General features: G+C 43.8%; 18 protein-coding genes and 1 tRNA gene. 16 read left to right on the top strand and 3 right to left on the bottom strand.

Going from position 1 to position 19224, the window contains the following annotated elements; genetic code table 11:
* Positions 1–22: 22 nt before the first annotated feature.
* From WKT01_RS06990 to WKT01_RS06970, 5 genes are all read left to right on the top strand, one after another.
* The gene (locus WKT01_RS06990; protein WP_117975705.1) at positions 23–1456 is read left to right on the top strand and encodes a cohesin domain-containing protein; all 1434 of its coding nucleotides are present in this window, start codon (positions 23–25) and stop codon (positions 1454–1456) included.
* A gap of 146 nt (positions 1457–1602) precedes the next feature.
* Positions 1603–3429 (top strand): glutamine--fructose-6-phosphate transaminase (isomerizing), encoded by a 1827-nt coding sequence (gene glmS / locus WKT01_RS06985; protein WP_059069063.1) that lies wholly within the window; start codon positions 1603–1605, stop codon positions 3427–3429.
* Between the two features lie 151 nt (positions 3430–3580).
* On the top strand, positions 3581–4876 hold the full coding sequence (locus WKT01_RS06980; protein ID WP_117975717.1) for a S1C family serine protease: 1296 nt from the start codon (positions 3581–3583) through the stop codon (positions 4874–4876).
* Positions 4877–5279: 403 nt separating this feature from the next.
* Positions 5280–5579: a LytTR family transcriptional regulator DNA-binding domain-containing protein gene (locus WKT01_RS06975; RefSeq protein ID WP_270395291.1), complete on the top strand. Its 300-nt coding sequence runs from the start codon at positions 5280–5282 to the stop codon at positions 5577–5579.
* Positions 5580–5588: 9 nt separating this feature from the next.
* Positions 5589–5810: a helix-turn-helix transcriptional regulator gene (locus tag WKT01_RS06970; RefSeq protein ID WP_270395293.1), complete on the top strand. Its 222-nt coding sequence runs from the start codon at positions 5589–5591 to the stop codon at positions 5808–5810.
* A 61-nt stretch (positions 5811–5871) separates the two neighbouring features.
* Here WKT01_RS06970 and WKT01_RS06965 read toward each other — a convergent pair whose 3' ends face one another.
* From WKT01_RS06965 to WKT01_RS06955, 3 genes are read right to left on the bottom strand one after another with little or no spacing between them, the layout of a single operon-like run.
* The gene (locus WKT01_RS06965; RefSeq protein WP_059069067.1) at positions 5872–6489 is read right to left on the bottom strand and encodes a manganese catalase family protein; all 618 of its coding nucleotides are present in this window, start codon (positions 6487–6489) and stop codon (positions 5872–5874) included.
* 1 nt (position 6490) lies between these two features.
* Complete coding sequence (locus tag WKT01_RS06960; protein ID WP_059069070.1) at positions 6491–6760, bottom strand: spore coat protein CotJB; 270 nt, start codon at positions 6758–6760, stop codon at positions 6491–6493.
* Positions 6757–7065 (bottom strand): spore coat associated protein CotJA, encoded by a 309-nt coding sequence (locus WKT01_RS06955; RefSeq protein ID WP_059069072.1) that lies wholly within the window; start codon positions 7063–7065, stop codon positions 6757–6759. Before WKT01_RS06955 ends, WKT01_RS06960 begins: the two co-directional genes overlap by 4 nt.
* 108 nt (positions 7066–7173) lie before the next feature.
* On the opposite strand from WKT01_RS06955, the gene WKT01_RS06950 reads away from it, so the two are divergent.
* The 11 genes from WKT01_RS06950 to mraY all read left to right on the top strand — a co-directional run bounded on the left by WKT01_RS06950 (position 7174) and on the right by mraY (position 19222).
* Positions 7174–7248: transfer RNA gene (locus tag WKT01_RS06950), tRNA-Pro, on the top strand.
* Positions 7249–7378: 130 nt separating this feature from the next.
* Positions 7379–9259: an asparagine synthase (glutamine-hydrolyzing) gene (asnB, locus tag WKT01_RS06945; protein ID WP_117975707.1), complete on the top strand. Its 1881-nt coding sequence runs from the start codon at positions 7379–7381 to the stop codon at positions 9257–9259.
* Positions 9260–9272: 13 nt separating this feature from the next.
* Positions 9273–10715, top strand: a complete 1443-nt coding sequence (locus WKT01_RS06940) for an FtsW/RodA/SpoVE family cell cycle protein (RefSeq protein WP_270395296.1) — start codon at positions 9273–9275, stop codon at positions 10713–10715.
* 114 nt (positions 10716–10829) lie between these two features.
* The gene (locus WKT01_RS06935; protein WP_059069076.1) at positions 10830–11669 is read left to right on the top strand and encodes a DegV family protein; all 840 of its coding nucleotides are present in this window, start codon (positions 10830–10832) and stop codon (positions 11667–11669) included.
* Between the two features lie 118 nt (positions 11670–11787).
* Positions 11788–12042 carry a hypothetical protein gene (locus WKT01_RS06930; RefSeq protein WP_059069078.1) on the top strand — a complete coding sequence of 85 codons (255 nt, stop codon included), beginning with the start codon at positions 11788–11790 and terminating at the stop codon, positions 12040–12042.
* A 283-nt stretch (positions 12043–12325) separates the two neighbouring features.
* Positions 12326–12763, top strand: coding sequence for a division/cell wall cluster transcriptional repressor MraZ (gene mraZ / locus WKT01_RS06925; protein WP_059069080.1), 438 nt, complete (start codon positions 12326–12328; stop codon positions 12761–12763).
* Between the two features lie 31 nt (positions 12764–12794).
* Positions 12795–13730 carry a 16S rRNA (cytosine(1402)-N(4))-methyltransferase RsmH gene (rsmH, locus tag WKT01_RS06920; RefSeq protein ID WP_059069081.1) on the top strand — a complete coding sequence of 312 codons (936 nt, stop codon included), beginning with the start codon at positions 12795–12797 and terminating at the stop codon, positions 13728–13730.
* A gap of 78 nt (positions 13731–13808) precedes the next feature.
* On the top strand, positions 13809–14354 hold the full coding sequence (locus WKT01_RS06915; protein WP_270395300.1) for a hypothetical protein: 546 nt from the start codon (positions 13809–13811) through the stop codon (positions 14352–14354).
* A gap of 11 nt (positions 14355–14365) precedes the next feature.
* A complete protein-coding gene (locus tag WKT01_RS06910) occupies positions 14366–16384 on the top strand; it encodes a peptidoglycan D,D-transpeptidase FtsI family protein (RefSeq protein ID WP_059070408.1) in 2019 nt (672 codons plus the stop codon).
* Between the two features lie 84 nt (positions 16385–16468).
* Positions 16469–18193: a peptidoglycan D,D-transpeptidase FtsI family protein gene (locus WKT01_RS06905; protein ID WP_270395302.1), complete on the top strand. Its 1725-nt coding sequence runs from the start codon at positions 16469–16471 to the stop codon at positions 18191–18193.
* A gap of 72 nt (positions 18194–18265) precedes the next feature.
* Entirely contained in the window at positions 18266–19222 is a 957-nt protein-coding gene (gene mraY, locus WKT01_RS06900) for a phospho-N-acetylmuramoyl-pentapeptide-transferase (RefSeq protein ID WP_059069088.1), read from the top strand.
* Positions 19223–19224: the final 2 nt, after the last annotated feature.

Genomic DNA, 19224 nt, shown 5'->3' with positions numbered 1-19224 from the left:
ACACAAAAGAGAGGAATTCTACATGAAAGTATTGAAGAAAGCAGTCGCTGTTTTATTATCTGTATGTCTTGCACTGCCATTTGCATATATACACGTAGACGCGGCAGAAGGTTCTCTTACATTTTCTGATCCAACGACTAAGGTGGGGGAGAATGTAAGTATAGATATGGCAATAGAAGCGGGCGGCGCGGCACTGGGTGACGCGGATGTGACGATTAGCTATGATACTGCTGCGCTGGAGTTTGTCAGCGGAGCGGGAGTACAGACAGACGGTTCTGGGAAATTGCGGTATACGGGAAGCGGTACAGGCAGCGAGACAGAACTTAGGACGACATTGGAGTTCAAAGCGCTCAAGGCCGGAGATACGTCTGTCACGATAGACAGTTATACGGCCTATTTATATTCAGACGAGACTTTGAATCTGGCGGAAGGATCTTCGGCAGTGAAAGTCGATGCGGCAGATGATGGAAGTACCTCTATAGAAGGTTCGGCTTCAGCCCAAACGGCAGCAGCGACAGATATAAAAGTAACAGTGGACGGGACAGAATATAGCTTTTCAGAAGCATTTACTTCATCTGATATTCCGGAAGGATATACAGAAACAAAGCTGACCTTTAATGGGGCAGATAGGAAATTTGTCTGCAGTGAAGGCGGCGTTTATCTTGGATATTTGGTCGATGCGTCAGGCGTGGGGAGTTTTTTCCTTTATAATGAGGAAGACGCGACCTTCTCTCCCTATGTGGAGATCGCGATTTCCGATACGACATCGATCATCCTGCTCAATGATCCCAAGGCAGTCTCTTTGCCAAAAGCATATCAGGAGACAGAATTGATGGTGTTGGATCAGACTTTTCCTACTTGGAACGATGCGGCGAGCAGCAGCCGATATTATATTATTTATGCGCTGAATACGCGGACTGGGGAAAAGGGCTTGTATCAATATGATATAGAGGATGAGACGTATCAGAATTTTGAGGCGCCGGAAGTGACAGAAGAAAAAGTGGATAACTCTTTCCTGGGTAAAGTAAAAGATTTTGTTGCCAAACATCTGCTGCTTGCAATGGCTGCAGGAACTGTGTTAGTATTGCTGCTTCTGATCTTGGTTATTGTTCTGGCAATCAAAGTTTTCCATCGCAATCAGGAACTGGACGACTTGTATGAAGAATATGATATTCCACTAGAGGATGAAAGGCAGGAGAAAGCGCAGACAACGGACAGATCCAGAAAGCAATTTGTCGGTTATGAAGACGAAGATGAGTACGAAGACGAATATGATGACGAGTACTATGATGACGAGTACGAAGACGATGCATATGAGGATGAGTACTATGACGAGGAAGACGAATTTGACGATGAATATGAAGAAGAAGTAAGCAGAACAAGCAGAAAAGGACAGGGGAGAAAAAACCGTTCTGATAAGGAAGATGACTATGATATAGATTTCATAGATTTGTAATTAATATTTAACAATTAAGAAAAGACAAAGCGGCTGGATATGAGAATATCCTGAGTTGCTTTGTTTTTTTGATTTACAATTGTTACAAAATTTGTTACAATATGTCCCATAATGAAATTATGAATATGCGAAGGGAGCAAGGACTTATGTGTGGTATCGTTGGATACATTGGAGACAGACAGGCGGCGCCTATACTGCTGGATGGATTGTCAAAACTGGAATATAGAGGGTATGATTCGGCAGGAATCGCAGTGTTTGACGGAAACAATATTAATATGACAAAGGCGAAAGGCAGGCTGAAGGTGCTGGAAGAATTGACCCATGATGGAGAGACGCTTCCGGGAGTGATGGGGATCGGCCATACGAGATGGGCGACACATGGAGAGCCTTCTGACTTAAATGCGCATCCTCATTTGAATAAGAGCGGGAGTATTGCGGTAGTACATAATGGGATCATTGAGAACTATTTGAAATTGAAGAAAAAACTGACTAGCAAGGGTTATGAATTTATATCAGATACAGATACAGAAGTGATCGCGCATTTATTGGATTATTATTATGACGGGAACCCTTTGCGTGCCATCACCAAAGTTATGCATCGTATGGAAGGGTCTTATGCACTGGGGATTATTTTTAAAGATTTTCCCGGCGAGTTATATTCTGTGCGAAAAGACAGTCCATTGATCGTTGGCCATACGAAGGATGGATGCATTATAGCATCTGATGTGCCGGCGGTACTGAAATATACGAGAGATGTATATTTTATCGAAAATGAAGAGATCGTGCGCATGGAAAAAGATACGATGGAGTTTTTCAATGTGGATGAAGAGCAGATCGAGAAAGTGCCTACCCATATCGAATGGGATGTGGATGCCGCCGAGAAGGGCGGATATGAGCATTTTATGCTGAAGGAAATGTATGAACAGCCAAAAGCGATCACGGATACTTTCTCGCCAAGAGTGAAGAACAATGAAATCGTGATCGATGAATTAAATATGTCAGATGAGGAAATACGGGCAATCAGAAAAATCATGATTGTTGCCTGTGGTTCAGCTTATCATGCAGGCGTAACAGGCAAATATGTGTTTGAAGGTATGGCGAGAATACCAGTGGAGGTAGATCTGGCGTCAGAATTTAGATATCGTGACCCGATTCTGGAAGAAGGAACGCTTGTTATTGTCATCAGCCAGTCAGGAGAGACGGCAGATTCCCTTGCAGCGCTCCGAGAATCAAAAGAAAGAGGGGCAAAAGTGCTTGGTATCGTAAATGTCGTAGGCAGTTCGATCGCCAGGGAGGCTGACAATGTTATGTACACTTGGGCAGGACCGGAAATTGCTGTTGCTACTACGAAAGCATATTCCAGTCAGTTGATCGCACTGTATCTTCTGGCAATCAAGTTTGCGAAGGCAAAGGGGAATGTGACAGAAGAGCAGGTGAAGATGTATATAGAAGATTTAAAACGGCTTCCTGAGCAGGTGGAGATGCTATTAAATAATAAGATGAAAATACAAAAATTTGCAAACCGATATTTGGCAGCTCATGAAGTATTTTTCATTGGAAGAGGGATCGACTATGCGATTTCTATGGAAGGATCTTTGAAATTGAAGGAAATATCCTATATCCATTCGGAAGCATATGCTGCAGGCGAATTAAAGCATGGGACAATATCACTGATAGAAGAGGGAACATTAGTAGCAGCAGTACTGACACAGAAAGATCTGTATAAAAAAATGATCAGCAATATGGTTGAGGTAAGTACGCGGGGCGCATTCGTGCTGGCAGTGACGAATGAAGGAAATGACGAGGTGGAGCGTGCGGCAGATTATGTGATCTATATTCCGGAAACGAATAAGTTTTTCGCGAATTCTCTTGCCATCATACCGCTTCAGTTGTTCGCTTATTATATTTCCGTAGGAAGAGGATGCGATGTCGATAAACCAAGAAATTTAGCTAAATCAGTGACAGTAGAATAAAAAAGTATGTGTATCATATAAAATGGGGATATCGAAGAGAGGGTATTCCCATTTTGTGGGCTTTTCAGAGTTTGTTAAATAATTAAACACAGATTTGACACAAAAGGCGGTTATGATAGGGGTATAGATGAAAGAAAGGAAGGAAATTCTTATGGAAAATCAATATAATTATTATAATCCGCAAGGACAGCCGGGAAACCAGCAGCCAGGTGAAAATAAAAAGAAAAAAAAGAAAATGCCGAAAGCGATAGCAGTAACGGGACTTGCGCTTTTGTTTGGATTAGTGTCAAGCGCCACGTTCATATCGGCAAATATCGTGGGAAATAAGATATTTAGATGGAACCAGGCTTCCGAAAAGAGTGTGCGCACTTCGTCTGGACAGATCAAAAATAATGCGTCTCTGACGCAGACTTCCAGTGTTGTGACGTCAGACGTTTCAGCGATTGTAGATGAAGTTATGCCGTCTGTTGTGTCAATTACTAATATGAGCGTACAGCAAGTGCAGGATTTTTTTGGCGGTGTTTATGAGCAGAACAGTGAGAGCGCAGGGACCGGAATCATCATTGCGCAGAATGATGAGGAACTTTTGATCGTTACGAATAATCATGTGATAGAAGGCAGCGATACGCTGACGGTTACATTTCATGACAATACCAGTGTGGAGGCGGCTCTGAAAGGGACAGATGCGGCGCATGATCTGGCGGTGATCGCAGTTCCTTTGTCTTCTATATCAGATGAGACAAAAGAGGAGATAGCCGTCGCAAAACTGGGAGATTCTACTAAGTTGAAGGCAGGAGAACCTGCGATCGCGATTGGAAATGCATTAGGATACGGACAGTCTGTCACGACTGGGGTGATCAGTGCGACAGATCGATCCAGTTCCCAAGCAGACGCAGAGAACGGAGAAATTACAGAAGCAGAGCAGGACAGTGATGTGAAATTAATCCAGACAGACGCGGCTATCAATCCGGGAAACAGCGGCGGAGCCCTCGTTAATGCAAGTGGAGAAGTGATCGGAATCAATTCTTCCAAACTGGTAGGAGAGACAGTAGAGGGCGTAGGGTATGCGATTCCGATCAGTGATGTTTCAGATATCATTACAGACCTTATGAATCAGGAAACAAAGACAAAAGTAGATGAGGATGATCAGGGCGTGATCGGCATTACCGGCTTTGATGTGACGCAGGAGTATGCACAGCAGTTTAATATGCCTGTCGGCGTCTATATATCAGAAGTGGCAAAAGGTGGCGGCGCTGCCCAGGCAGGTCTGACAAAAGGCAGTATTATTACAGGGCTCAATGGTTCAGCGATTACCAATATGGAGACGCTAAAGAATGAACTGCAGTATTATGAGAAAGGTGACAAGGTCACTTTGACTGTGCAGATACCGGAAAGCAATGGAGAATACACGGAAGAAGAAATGGATGTTGTATTAGGAAGAAAATAAAACGAAATAAACATAGGGGGATGTGCTGCGGAAACATGGTGTGTGCCCCGTCAAGTAGACAAATAAAAAATATAAAGTTTTTGTGTTGCCCGGTATATACCGGGCAATATTTTTATGCTGCTAATACTTGTTTTTCGTAAAATTCCATCGGTACTAGGATTCTGAGTACATGCCGCGGCGGACAGAACCTTTACTATAGGACAGACGGAAGAAATGTAAAGAAAATAAATGTGGTAAATTATGACAAATTTCGACAAAGGATGAAAAAGGCTTTCTTGCAGCAAGAAAATGTAGTATCGTATATTAAGTTTATGTGGTGTTTTTCATAAAAAGATGATCGAGGGAGGAAAGAGCTACGGAAAAGAAAACACATATCTATATTTTGGATAAAGACAAAGTGTGGATGAAAGTGTGGACGGAAGATATTTATTACATTCAAACGCTTAAGTCCACACATTATTGTGAAGTTATCACCAAAACTGGGAAAGGAAAGCTCAGAGCCGACATCACACCGCTGCAGAAAGAATTGTCAGATGAATTTTTTAAGATAAGAGCCTCTACATTGGCAAATCTAGACCTGATCTGCAAGATTGATACGAAGAAACGTCTCTTATATTTTGAGGAAGAGATCTGCTGCACTTATACAGAACGAGTAGCGAAAGAACTTAAACAGAGACTAAAGCTTCGCAGCTATAGAAAATAAGGTGCGGCCGTGCAGAATATATTTGCGGAAAGGCTGAAAATGCTGAGGCTTGAATATGGGCTTTCCCAGAGTATGTTGGCAGATTGTATTGGCGTAACCAGACAGGCTATCGGTAATTATGAGAATGGAAAGAGAGAATGTGGGTTTGACGTACTTATGATGCTGGCAGAAATGTTTGGTGTGACAACAGATTTTCTGATTGGTTATTCAGATAAGAGAAAGGATGAGTGAAATATTTGATCATTGCCGCCTCCTTGATCTGGGGGCGGCAATTGTTAATTGTAGGATTGCCTTATCTGCATCCGCAGTTCTGCCGTGTATCGAATTCGGGGTTAATAGCATAGAAATTTTTACTGTCTAGATTTTCCTGTACAATCCGCAGGCTTTCCCCAAAACGTTGATAATGCACGATCTCGCGTTCACGTAGAAAACGGATAGGATCACATATTTCCGGATCTTTTACGAGCCTTAGTATATTGTCATATGTTGTACGGGCTTTTTGCTCTGCTGCCATATCCTCATGCAGATCTGTGATGGGATCCCCTTTGGACTGAAAATACGTGGCAGTCCATGGAGCACCGCTTGCGGCCTGCGGCCAGAGAGCAAGTGTGTGATCGACATAATAGGCACTAAAACCGGATTTTTCGATTTCTTCAGGTGTCAGATCTTTTGTAAGTTGATAGACGATCGCACAGATCATTTCCATGTGGGCCAGTTCTTCTGTACCGATATCCGTCAGTACTCCGGTCACTTCCTTATATGGCATGGTATAACGTTGTGATAGATAGCGCATAGATGCGGCCAACTCACCGTCTGGTCCGCCGAACTGGGAGATGATGATCTGGGCGATTTTGGGATTGGTCTGGGTGATTTTTACAGGATATTGCAATCTTTTTTCATAATTCCACATATTAGCATCCTCCTTCCTGCCATGGCCAAGGTTCATTTGTCCAGTTCCATCTGTCTGTACAGGAAACACCGGCTGTATCGACAGTCAATGGTCCATAGTGTGAAGCATATTCCTTTAGTGCCTGGCTGCGCTGACGACTGTATTCCTGAAAATAGGAAAGCGCCTCCTCGTCACATGGATGGGTATCCAGGTAGAGCTTTACATCATCTACCGCAAAACTGACCTGATTGATATGGTTAAGAAGTTCATTTCTTCCAGGTTGACTGCTCATCGGCTGCATCCTCCTTTTCCATGGAATGGTTTATCAAGCTCCTGAAAAATAGTTCCCTGCTCAAAGGCTTTGCAGGTATCATAGATATTCTGCCATTTTTGCCAGGGGACATATGCCATAGCAAGAGGCATTGTATCTGCGTGACCGACAGAATGGCCGGGGCAATGTGAAGAAAAACGACTGTTCTGCGCAGTGTGATTTACGGGTTCGGGGACGGGGCGGAAACCGTTATTTTGATTCTGCATATACGGGCTGCGCATGGAAGGCTGCCGTCCATAACGCATATTGTTTTGACAATTCGCCATTTGCGTGTGCTCCTTTTCTAAAAATTTTACAGTACTATAGTATGGCGGCAAAGAAAAAAAGGTTCCGCTTTACTTTTTGGAAAAAGTCGTATATAATAAATAAGTCGCCGGGGTGTGGCTCAGTTTGGTTAGAGCGCACGGCTGGGGGCCGTGAGGTCGCAGGTTCGAATCCTGTCACCCCGATAAAGAGAGCTGCGCATCTGTCGGATGAGCGGCTTTTTTATATTCTTTGTTGTCTTTGCGTATAAAAGAGGCTATAATAATTAAGATTATAAGGAAAACATGTTGGCGAGATTATAAGGAGGCAGAGCAGATGTGTGGTTTTGTGGGCTTTGTTGGCGAAGCGGAAAATAGAGAACAAATATTGACAGATATGATGAATACGATTATACACAGAGGCCCGGATAGTGAGGGGAAATATGTGGACGCGGATGCGGCGCTTGGGTTTCGCAGACTGAGTATCATCGATCTGTCCGCTGTGGGAGATCAGCCGCTGTACAATGAAGATAAAAGTATGGTCTTGGTATTTAACGGAGAGATATACAATTATCAGGAATTAAGAAAAGAGTTGGAAGAAACAGGACATGTGTTTGCGTCAAATACAGATTCAGAGACATTGATCCACGGATATGAAGAATGGGGCGAACGTCTCGTGGATAGGCTAAGAGGCATGTATGCGTTCGCGGTGTGGGATACAAAGGCAAAAAGATTATTTGTGGCGAGAGATATTTTTGGGATCAAGCCTCTGTACTATGCGCAGATGAATGGGACGCTTTTGTTTGGTTCAGAGATCAAGTCTTTTATGGAGCATCCTAAGTTTGACAAGGTGTTTAATGAAGAGGCACTTGGCAACTATTTATCTTTTCAGTTCGTTCCTACGAATGAAACCTTTTTTAAAGGAGTGTTCTGTCTGCAGCCGGGGCATTATTTGACTTATGAAAATGGAGAGATGCGTATTGTGAGGTATTTTGAACCGCATTTTACAGGAGACTGCAAAAAATCCTTTGAAGAAGTCGTGGATGAAGTAGAAAAAGTGATGAAGGAATCAGTAGAAAAGCATAAGATCAGTGATGTGGAAGTCGCCTCTTATCTTTCCAGCGGTGTGGATTCCAGCTATCTGACTTATCTAGGACAGGTGGATCATACATTTACTGTGGGATTCGATGAGGGAAAATACAGTGAGATACAAGATGCAAAGGAGTTTGCGGAGAGTATCCATATGAAAAATGACGCAAAGGTCATAAGTCCGGAGGAATACTGGGATAGGCTCTCAGATATTCAGTATTATATGGATGAACCTGTGGCAGATCCGGCGGCAATTGCCTTGTATTTCTTGAGTGAAGAGGCGGCAAAGAAAGTAAAAGTTGTTCTTTCTGGAGAAGGGTCGGACGAGTTGTTTGGCGGCTACAATATTTACTGTGAACCTTTGGAACATACCGGATTTAATAAAATTCCATTTGCGCTGCGCCGTCTGCTTGGAAAATTTGCGGAGTACTGCCTGCCAAGAGGCATGAAAGGGAGAGGGTTCTTGATCAGACATGGCAAAACGTTGGAGGAGCGGTATTTTGCCAATGCGACCAATATTTTTACGGAGAGAGAAGCCAATAAGATCTTGAAAAAGGGTTGTGAACCCGGAATCATGAAGGTGACTCGCCCCCTCTATGAACGGGTAAAGGATAAGGATGCTGTCACAAAGATGCAGTATGTAGATATGCATCTTTGGCTGGTACATGATATTCTTATGAAAGGAGATAAGATGGGGATGGCGAATTCCCTAGAAGTAAGAGTGCCGTTTCTGGACAAAAAGGTCCTGGAATTGGCAGAGACACTTCCTTTGGAATATAAAGTGAGGGCGCCTAAGACAAAAGTAGCCTTAAGAGGCGCGGCAGAGAAAGTGATCAGAAGTAAAACGGCAGAGAAGAAAAAGCTTGGTTTTCCGATCCCGATCCGTGTCTGGTTGAAAGAAGATACTTATTATGAGCGGGTAAAAGATATGTTTACGTCAGAGGCGGCAAAAAAGTTTTTCCATACAGAGCTGCTTGTAAAAATGCTGGATGATCATAAAAATGGAAAACATGTAAATGAGAAAACAGACAACAGCAGAAAAATCTGGACGGTATATATTTTCCTTGTATGGTACGACAGATTTTTCGGGCATGGAAAGCCGGTACATCCGGAAATGAATGTTAGATAATTGGGGAGATTCTATGAGAAGCAGAACTGTACAGCCAGTAAAACGGCGGGGACAGAGTAAAGATAAGCGGGGGAAGAAGACACTGGGGGATACACAGCCTTTGCGCGCTGTTTCCTATACACAGCCGGTGCGCCGCGTATCCACAGATACACAGCCGATGCGCCATGTATCTTCATATAAACAGCCTTTGGGAAGTGTCGGCAGACAGACGGTATCCAGACGTATGCGGGAAGTTTCAGTCCCAAAGCCGGAGGTACATCGAGAAAAAAGAGTCAAAAAGAAACAGAGTAGTCTGGTGGGAACCGTATTTAGGAGAAAAATTAAAGATACCAATGCGGTGCAGTATTTTGATTATGATCTCCTTTTGGCAATCGTATTTCTTATGTGTTTTGGCCTGGTGATGCTTTACAGCACCAGTGCATACAGTGCACAGGCTGATTTTGGAAATGATATGTATTATTTTTCCAAACAGGCATTTATCGGTGTAGTCAGTTTTGTGTGGATGTTGTTTGTGTCCAGGATCGACTATCATTTTTATGGAGCTTTTTCTTTTGAAATCTATATATTTGCCATGGTGTTGATGGCGTTGGTGCAGACGCCGCTTGGCGTGACGATTTATGGTGCGAGACGTTGGATACAGCTTCCGGGGAATATGACGCTGCAGCCTTCGGAGATCACAAAAATAGCAGTGATCTTGTTTATCTCATATGAACTGTGCAGGCTTGGAAAGAGGATCCGTACCGGCGCGGGAATGCTGCGTGTCTTTGCTTTTGGAGCGGTGGCTGCAGGTGGGGTCATGTTTTTGACGGATAATCTAAGTACGGCGATCATTGTAATGGCGATTTCCTGTATTTTGATTTTTATCGCACATCCCAGGACAAAGCCATTTATAGCATTTGCAGCGGTTTTTGCGGCGATCGTTTCTGTTGCGGTCATGGTGATGTCTGTGACGTTGGTGAACAGTGAGAATTTCCGTCTGCGCCGTGTCCTGACTTGGCTGGATCCGGAGAATCATACAGATACAGGCGGTTTTCAGGTTATGCAGGGATTATATGCGATCGGTTCGGGCGGCTTCTTCGGCAAAGGGCTGGGTAACAGTACGCAGAAGCTCGGTGTCATTCCGGAGGCACAGAATGATATGATACTGACAGTGATCTGTGAGGAACTGGGGGTATTAGGCGCAATCGTCATTCTTCTTTTATTTGCGTTTCTGCTGTATCGTCTGATGTTTATTGCACGAAATGCTCCAGATTTATATGGCGCTCTGATCGCCAGCGGGATATTTGTACATATTGCGCTTCAGGTGATCTTAAATATCGCGGTCGTCACGAATCTGATTCCTACAACAGGCATCACGCTGCCGTTTATAAGTTATGGGGGAACATCTATATTGTTCTTGATGTCAGAGATGGGGATTGCTCTTGGAATATCCAGGAGAATTAAACTAGAAGATTAAAAAAGCTCTTTTCATTGTATAAAAAGTGTGTTATATTGATATGGAATTATGTAGTAATCGAAACTACATATAATAGAAATATACTACGCGCAACACGGTGCGGGAGGGTTAAAGATGGAATATAAAATTATAGTAGACAGCTGCGGTGAACTTACAGATGAGATGAAAATGAGCGGGATTTATGAAACAGCCTCGTTGAGTATGCAGGTGGGGGATGCACATATTATAGATGACGAGACGTTTGATCAGGCCGATTTTTTGAGAAAAGTGGCGCAAAGTCCGGAATGTCCTAAGTCATCCTGCCCTTCTCCTGAGAGATATATGGCAGGGTATGAAGGAGAAACGAAGAGAGTGTATGTGGTGACTCTCTCGTCTGAATTAAGCGGTTCTTATAATAGTGCAGAATTAGGAAAAAGACTTTATATGGAAGGAAATGAGGAGAAACAGATCCATGTGTTTAATTCTAGGTCGGCTTCCGTTGGAGAGACGTTGATCGCTATGAAGATCCGAGAATGTGAAGAACAGGGCATGGAGTTTGAAGAAGTCGTCAGAACAGTGGAGAACTACATTGCAGGTCAGCATACGTATTTTGTTTTGGAAAATTTAGAAACACTGCGCAAAAATGGACGGCTGACAGGGATCAAGGCGATCGTGGCAAGCGCCTTAAATATCAAACCAGTCATGGGCGCTACACCAGAGGGGACGATCTGCCAATTAGGACAGGCGAGAGGGATAAAGCGCGCCTTGGCAAAAATGGCAGAACAGATTGCAAAAGAATGTGCAGACTCGAAAAATAAGATATTGGGGATCGCCCACTGCAATTGTCCAAGCAGAGCGGAAGAAGTAAAAAATATGCTTTTGGAAAAGATAGAAGTAAGATCCAGTTTTATTGTGGATACAGCGGGGATCAGTACGATGTACGCCAATGACGGAGGTGTGATCGTTGTCCTGTGATCAGAAGTGGAGTCTGGCTGCAATATAATAGAACTGCAGAATGCCCTCTTACTTGTCAAACAGTGGGGAAGTGTGGTAAACTAACTAAAGAATCTAGCGACGGAGGAGTAAACAAGAAATGAGCCAGGAGAAAGTAGAGCGTTATAAGCAGGAGAAGGCAAACAGAAAAAAGATCATGAAGAAGCAGAGAATGATGAGGGTCGTGCGCAAGACAGTTCTTTCTTTGGCGGCGCTTGCTCTGGTAGCATGGATAGGTTATTCTGCTTATGACATATATGATTCTAATAAAGAGAGAACAGTGGCACAGATCAATTACGATGCGCTCAATACATATTTGAGCGGGCTTGCAGAGACAGAAAGTACAGCTGAATAGAAAATGAGAAAAATATTCTAAGAATCAAATGTGATTAAGGAATATACAAGATATGGGATGCATGAAATTTCATGCATCCCATATCTTGTATAAAGAGAAAATAAAAAGATTTTTAGGATATTTTTTTATTGCTTTTTTTCGAGGAAAGAAACAAAAAAATCACAAAAAGGGGTTGAAAAAGGGAGGAGCGTGGTTTACAATGGAGTCAAGTGGTGAGAAGTGGTAGACAGTGGTACAAAGTGGGGAGCAATGTGGAGGCTCACTTTAAGAGAAAGGGTTCCAGATGTTATTAGGGGAGTTTAATCATAGCATTGATGAAAAAGGCCGATTGATCATCCCAGCCAAATTGCGGGACGATCTGGGGGAGAGTTTCGTGATATGTAATGGCTTGGAAGGCTGTCTCTTTGTCTACTCACAGGAAGAATGGAACAAATTTGTTGCTGAATTGGAAACCTTGCCACGTATGAATAAAGATGCCAGAATCTTTAAGCGCTACTTTTTCGGAAGTGCCTCAGAGGGCAGTTTTGATAAGCAGGGGAGAGTGCTGGTACCACCATCTTTAAGAAAAGCTGCACACCTGGAAAAAGACGTAGTCTTAGTGGGAGTTCAGGACCGCGTGGAGATCTGGGACAGAGCACTTTGGGAAGAAAGAAGCCAAGTCAGTGAAGAAGATTTGGACGCGATCGCAGAACGTATGGAAGCGATTGGAATCCGCATTTGATCGGAAGCAGTAAACAAGGTGGGAGAAAAATATGGCATTCAAGCACACATCAGTATTACTTGAAGAAACAGTAGAAGGGCTGGCGGTAAAGCCAGACGGAACGTATGTAGACGCGACACTGGGCGGAGGCGGACATGCCTTTGAAGTGTGCAGGCGTTTGAGCAGCAAGGGGAGTTTTATAGGTATAGACCAGGATGCCGCAGCAATCGAGGCGGCAAAAGCCCGGCTGTCTGACTTTGGGGAGAAAGTCACGATCGTAAGAAGTAATTATTGTGATTTGAAGTCAAGGCTTAGGGAACTGGGAGTTGACAGGGTAGACGGAATTGTATTGGATCTGGGAGTCTCATCTTATCAGCTGGACACGGCTGACAGGGGGTTTTCTTATCGTGTGGACGCACCGCTTGATATGCGGATGGACCAGAGGCAGGCAAGGACGGCGAGAGACATTGTCAACAACTACAGTGAGATGGAGTTGTATCGGGTGATACGTGACTATGGGGAGGACAAGTTTGCAAAAAACATTGCGAAACATATTGTTCAGGAGCGTAAAAAACATCCGATCGAAACGACGGGGCAGCTGAATGAAGTGATCAGAAGGGCAATCCCGATGAAGATCCAAAAGACAGGAGGCCATCCGTCAAAGCGGACATTCCAGGCAATCCGGATCGAACTGAACCGGGAACTGGATGTTTTAAAAGATTCATTGGACGAAATGATCGATATGCTAAATCCAAGGGGAAGGATATGTATCATCACATTTCATTCATTGGAGGACAGGATCGTAAAGAGTGCATTTAGAAAAAATGAAAATCCATGTACCTGTCCGAGCCATTTTCCGGTTTGTGTCTGTGGGAAAGTATCAAAGGGAAAAGTGGTGACCAGAAAACCTATCCTTCCGACTGTGGAAGAGATGGAGAGCAATAGCCGTTCTAAAAGCGCAAAGCTTCGTATTTTTGAGCGGTCGTAAGTATTGGGAGTATCTAAGATATAATCTGTCGGGAAGGGGAGAGCCCGGCAGAAAAGAGTAAGAAAGGGGCAGACGCGTATGGCGGCAGTAAGAAGAAGACCAAATAGTTATAGACATCATGGATATGCCGGCGGAAATCAGGGGGCATTCTATGTCTATGGAAATACCGTGCGCCAGGCGGAAGTTCTGCCAAAGAAAGAAACAAGAGAGCACAGTGGAAGCACAAGAAAGACGAGCCGGCAGGTAAAAAGAAACAGAAACAGAGCGTTAAATATGAGCCCTGCGTATGTGGGATTTCTTGTGGCAGCGGCATTTTGCGCAGTCTTTGTATGTATGCTGTATTTGCAGCTGCAGTCAGACATAGTGAGCCGTTCAGAGAATATCACGGCATTGCAGCAGGAACTTGCAGACTTGACAGAGGCGAACGATACAGCTTATAATGCAGCTACAGATTCTGTTAATTTAGAAGAAGTGCGCAGTAAAGCAATGAATGAACTTGGGATGGTTTATGCGGCACAGGGAACGGTGATCGAATATGACAGCCCGACAAGTGATTACGTGAAGCAGTACAGTGACATTCCCAAAGATGGAGTGCTTGCACAGTCTAAGAACGTAAAAGAATAAGGATTTTGCAGATGGCTAGAAAAACGAAACGTAAAAACAGATTTGAATTTCTGACAAAAAAATTTCCTACAAGAATGCAAAAAAAGCTGGTACTGTTGTTTATGGCAATCATACTGGCTTTTGTTGTTCTTATAGGAAGAATTACATACATCAATGCATCTAAGGGGAGCGGATACACGAAGATCGTTCTCGACCAGCAGGGGTATGACAGCCGGGTGATCCCATATAAGAGAGGGGATATCGTCGACAGGAACGGTACGAAGATGGCTACCAGCGAGCGTGTGTATAATGTGATTTTGGACGTGGCGGTACTTACTTCAAAAAAAGAATATCTGGAACCGACGAAAACCGTGTTAAAAGACTGCTTTGGAATCGAAGGGGATACAGTTGATGAAGTGATCAAGGAAAGTCCGGACAGCCGATATGAGATACTGGCAAAAGGTATAGAATATGAGACGGCAAAAAAGTTTCAGGATATTGAGAAAGATACAGAAAAGTATCCGAATGTAGAAGGAGTATGGCTGGAGGATGATTATGAACGCATGTATCCATATAATACATTGGCAAGTGATGTGATTGGCTTTACCGTGGCGGGAAATGAAGGGGCGATCGGTATCGAGAGCGCCTATAATGAAGTGCTCAAGGGTACTGACGGCAGAGAATATGGATATTTTGCGGGCAAGTCCTCTGTAGAGGGAACCGTAAAGGCGCCGCAGAATGGAAATACAGTTGTATCCACCATTGATGTTGCTCTGCAAAGTATCGTAGAGCAGTGCATACAGGAATTTAATGAGCAATATGCGGGAGACGGGGAGACGGGCAGTAAAAATACGGCGGTCATCATCATGAATCCAAATACAGGAGAAATCCTGGCAGAAGCCTCTTATCCGAATTTTGATCTCAATAAACCAAGAGATCTTTCTTCTTTATATTCTGCAGAAGCATGGGAGCAGATGACGGAAGAAGAACAGACCGAGGCGATGAATATATTGTGGAGAAATTTCTGCGTCAGTGATACATTTGAACCCGGCTCCACTATAAAACCGTTTACGGTGGCTACAGGTCTGGAAACAGGGGCGATCACCGGTGATGAGAGCTATGTATGCGGGGGATATCTTCATGTCGGAGATTATGATATCAGCTGCCACTTAAAGACGGGACATGGAACTGTGTCTGTGCAGGATGCGATCGCATATTCCTGTAATGTGGCTCTGATGCACATAGCAGATTCTATCGGAATAGAAAATTTTACAAAATATCAGAGAGTATTTGGCTTTGGTGAGTACACGGGAATCGATCTTCCAGGAGAAGCGTCTACGGCGCCTCTTTTATATACAGCGGATACGATGCAGATCACGGATCTGGCGACGAATTCTTTCGGACAGACATTTAATGTAACGATGACACAGCTTGCGGCAGGATTTTCTTCTCTGGTCAATGGGGGCTATTATTATGAACCGCATGTAGTGAAACAGATACAGGATGAAAATGGCAAAGTAATAGAGACAAAAGATCCGGTCTTGCTGCGCAAAACGATTTCTGCGGATACATCGGCACAGTTAAAGCAATATATGAAGGCGACGATGGAATATGGTACGGGAAAACCGGCAAATGTGGAAGGATATGATATCGGCGCAAAAACGGGAACTGCGGAAAAATTGCCGAGAGATACGGGGAAATATCTGCTTTCCTATGTCGGCTTTGCGCCGGCGCAGAATCCAGAAGTGCTTGTATATGTTGTGATTGATGAACCGAATGTAGATAATCAGGACAACAGTGCACTTGTATTGGAACTGGCACAAAATATCATGTCCCAGGCATTTCCCTATCTGAATATTACAACGATCGAGGGAGAGTCAGCGGAAACGAGTACTGCGGATACATCCGGAGAAAGTGAAGAAGCTGCCTCCGAATATACAGATTATGATGCAAATTATGAAGAGACATACGACAATGAAGACGGGGCTTATGTAGATGAAAACTACACGCCGGATCTAGATGACTGGGCAGCGGCAGATCCACCGGAATAATTTGTCTGCCGCATAAGAAAATGAATAACCTTGCAGAAGAATTAATATGTTTTAGAAAGATTCTTTTGTAAGGTTATTTATTTTATGAAGAACAAAACATATAATAAAAAGAAAATCCTGATTGTTTTTCTCTGTGCATGCAGTATTTTATTTGGATTGATCGCAAGATTGGTATATCTGATGATATTTGACGCAGAATATTATCAGGAAATGGCCAAAGCGCTGCACGAAAGAGAGCGGGAGATCAAGGCGGCAAGAGGAGAGATACTGGACAGAAACGGGATCGTCTTAGCGACAAATAAGACAGTCTGTACGATCTCTGTGATACACAATCAGATAGAGGATGAAGATCTAGTGACGCAGACGCTGGCACAGGAACTCAACCTAGATGAAGAGACGGTGCGCGAAAAAGTGAAAAAAGTATCTTCCATGGAAAAAATTAAGACAAACGTGGAAAAAGAGATTGGGGATAGGATACGAAATTATAATCTGGCAGGCGTAAAAGTGGATGAGGATTATAAACGATATTATCCGTATAATGAATTGGGGTCTACAGTGCTTGGATTTACCGGAGGCGACAATCAGGGAATCATTGGACTGGAAGTAAAATATGAGGAATATTTAAAGGGGACAAATGGGACGATCCTGACCATGACGGATGCAAGAGGAATCGAACTGGAAGGAGTTGCCGAGGATAGGATCGAACCAGTGCAGGGGGATACACTTCAGATCAGCCTGGACTATAATATACAGTCATACTGCGAACAGGCGGCTCTTAAGGTGATGGAAGAAAAGCAGGCGGACCGCGTATCAATTTTGTTGATGAATCCGCAGAATGGAGAGATTCTCTCAATGGTAAATGTACCGGAATTTAATTTGAATGATCCGTATACATTGAATACAGGTGTGGATGAAAAGACATTGTCGGATGAAGAATTGCAGGATGCGCTGAATCAGATGTGGAGAAATGGATGTATCAATGACACATATGAGCCTGGTTCGACATTTAAGATCATCACTGCGTCGGCGTGTTTGGAGGAAGGGGTTGTGTCTTTGGAGGATTCTTTTTCCTGTCCGGGATATCGAATCGTAGAAGACAGAAAGATCCGCTGCCATAAGGTGGGAGGACATGGGAGTGAAACGTTTGTAGAAGGTATACAGAACTCTTGTAATCCGGTATTTATAGATATAGGACTTAGACTTGGTGCAGAAAAATTTTATGACTATTTTGAGCAATTTGGACTTCTGGATCTGACCAATGTAGATCTCCCGGGAGAGGCGGGAACCATTATGCATAAAAAAGAGGATATCGGTACTGTGGAACTTGCCACAATGTCTTTTGGGCAGTCTTTCCAGATCACCCCGATCCAGATGGCTGCAACGGTCAGTTCTCTGATAAATGGCGGTACGCGGGTGACGCCGCATCTGGGAATGGCAGTGCTGGACCGGGACGGAAATGAAAAGGAACGTTTTTCTTATGAGACAGAACAGGGGATCGTATCAAAGAAAACTTCTGAAACAATGCAGATGCTTTTGCAGTCCGTAGTGGCGGAAGGCTCAGGAAAGAACGCATATATCGAGGGATATTCTATCGGGGGGAAAACGGCGACTTCCCAGACTCTGCCGAGAAGTGCGAATAAATATATATCTTCTTTTATAGGTTTCGCGCCCGCGGAAGATCCACAAGTGCTGGGGATGGTCGTGATACACGATCCCCAGGGGATTTATTATGGAGGAACGATCGCGGCGCCGGTTCTTCGAGATATTTTTGATAATGTACTGCCGTATATGGGGATTGAAAAAGAATAGGTTATGCTGTATACTGTATGAGGTATTTTGAGCGTAAACCTGTAAAGACAAAAGAGATAAAGAGGTGTATTTATGAGTCATGATGTAATCATTCCAGTACTGATCTCCTTTACGGTCAGTCTGTTATTGGGACCTGTAGTAATTCCTTTCCTTAGAAAGTTAAAAATGGGACAGACAGAGCGAGAGGAAGGTGTGCAGTCCCATCTGAAAAAAGCAGGAACGCCCACGATGGGAGGGATCATCATCCTTGCGGGCGTCGTTATCACTTCACTGTTTTATGTGAAAGAGTACCGTGAGATTATTCCGATTTTATTTCTGACAGTAGGATTTGGGATCATCGGTTTTCTGGATGATTACTTAAAAGTCGTGATGAAACGGTCAGACGGACTTTATCCCAAACAAAAGATGGCGCTGCAGATCGTGGTGACGGCGATCTTTGCTTATTATATCGTAAAGATTGCCCATATACCGCTGACACTTCTGCTCCCTTTTTCAGATGGAAAATATCTGGATATTGGCTGGGCGGCGATCCCGCTTTTGTTTGTGGCGGTGATAGGCACTGTCAACGGAACAAATTTTACAGACGGATTAGATGGTCTTGCATCCAGTGTGACTGTCTTGGTAGCAACTTTTTTTACTGTGGTTGCCATAGGGACAAAGAGCGGAGTGGAGCCGATCACCTGCGCAGTCGTGGGCGCGCTGCTTGGTTTTCTTCTCTTTAATGTATATCCGGCACGGGTATTCATGGGAGATACGGGTTCGCTGGCACTGGGAGGATTTGTGGCAGGAACCGCGTACATGATGCAGATGCCGCTGTACATTATGATTGTAGGACTGATTTATCTGGTGGAAGTGGCTTCTGTTATGATACAAGTAACATATTTTAAGAAAACAGGCGGAAAGCGTTTCTTTAAAATGGCGCCGATTCATCATCATTTTGAACTGTGCGGATGGTCAGAGACAAGAGTTGTGGCAGTATTTTCTATTGTCACGGCGATTCTCTGCCTGATCGCGCTGATGGGGGTATAGAG

It is taken from the genome of Mediterraneibacter sp. ICN-202921, assembly GCF_037890075.1.
Classification (GTDB): Bacteria; Bacillota; Clostridia; order Lachnospirales; family Lachnospiraceae; genus Mediterraneibacter; species Mediterraneibacter massiliensis.
Note: the sequence above shows the minus strand (reverse complement) of the source record. Positions and strands in the feature narration are given on the sequence as shown.

Excerpts from the sequence above, each read along its gene's own strand:
- WKT01_RS06965 (WP_059069067.1), bottom strand. The coding sequence starts at position 6,489 with ATGTGGAATTATGAAAAAAGATTGCAATATCCTGTAAAAATCACCCAG.
- WKT01_RS06935 (WP_059069076.1), top strand. The coding sequence starts at position 10,830 with ATGGAATATAAAATTATAGTAGACAGCTGCGGTGAACTTACAGATGAG.
- WKT01_RS06955 (WP_059069072.1), bottom strand. The coding sequence starts at position 7,065 with ATGGCGAATTGTCAAAACAATATGCGTTATGGACGGCAGCCTTCCATG.
- glmS (WP_059069063.1), top strand. The coding sequence starts at position 1,603 with ATGTGTGGTATCGTTGGATACATTGGAGACAGACAGGCGGCGCCTATA.
- WKT01_RS06930 (WP_059069078.1), top strand. The coding sequence starts at position 11,788 with ATGAGCCAGGAGAAAGTAGAGCGTTATAAGCAGGAGAAGGCAAACAGA.
- WKT01_RS06960 (WP_059069070.1), bottom strand. The coding sequence starts at position 6,760 with ATGAGCAGTCAACCTGGAAGAAATGAACTTCTTAACCATATCAATCAG.
- WKT01_RS06990 (WP_117975705.1), top strand. The coding sequence starts at position 23 with ATGAAAGTATTGAAGAAAGCAGTCGCTGTTTTATTATCTGTATGTCTT.
- WKT01_RS06940 (WP_270395296.1), top strand. The coding sequence starts at position 9,273 with ATGAGAAGCAGAACTGTACAGCCAGTAAAACGGCGGGGACAGAGTAAA.
- asnB (WP_117975707.1), top strand. The coding sequence starts at position 7,379 with ATGTGTGGTTTTGTGGGCTTTGTTGGCGAAGCGGAAAATAGAGAACAA.
- WKT01_RS06910 (WP_059070408.1), top strand. The coding sequence starts at position 14,366 with ATGGCTAGAAAAACGAAACGTAAAAACAGATTTGAATTTCTGACAAAA.
- WKT01_RS06905 (WP_270395302.1), top strand. The coding sequence starts at position 16,469 with ATGAAGAACAAAACATATAATAAAAAGAAAATCCTGATTGTTTTTCTC.
- rsmH (WP_059069081.1), top strand. The coding sequence starts at position 12,795 with ATGGCATTCAAGCACACATCAGTATTACTTGAAGAAACAGTAGAAGGG.
- WKT01_RS06980 (WP_117975717.1), top strand. The coding sequence starts at position 3,581 with ATGGAAAATCAATATAATTATTATAATCCGCAAGGACAGCCGGGAAAC.
- WKT01_RS06915 (WP_270395300.1), top strand. The coding sequence starts at position 13,809 with ATGGCGGCAGTAAGAAGAAGACCAAATAGTTATAGACATCATGGATAT.
- mraY (WP_059069088.1), top strand. The coding sequence starts at position 18,266 with ATGAGTCATGATGTAATCATTCCAGTACTGATCTCCTTTACGGTCAGT.
- WKT01_RS06975 (WP_270395291.1), top strand. The coding sequence starts at position 5,280 with ATGAAAGTGTGGACGGAAGATATTTATTACATTCAAACGCTTAAGTCC.
- mraZ (WP_059069080.1), top strand. The coding sequence starts at position 12,326 with ATGTTATTAGGGGAGTTTAATCATAGCATTGATGAAAAAGGCCGATTG.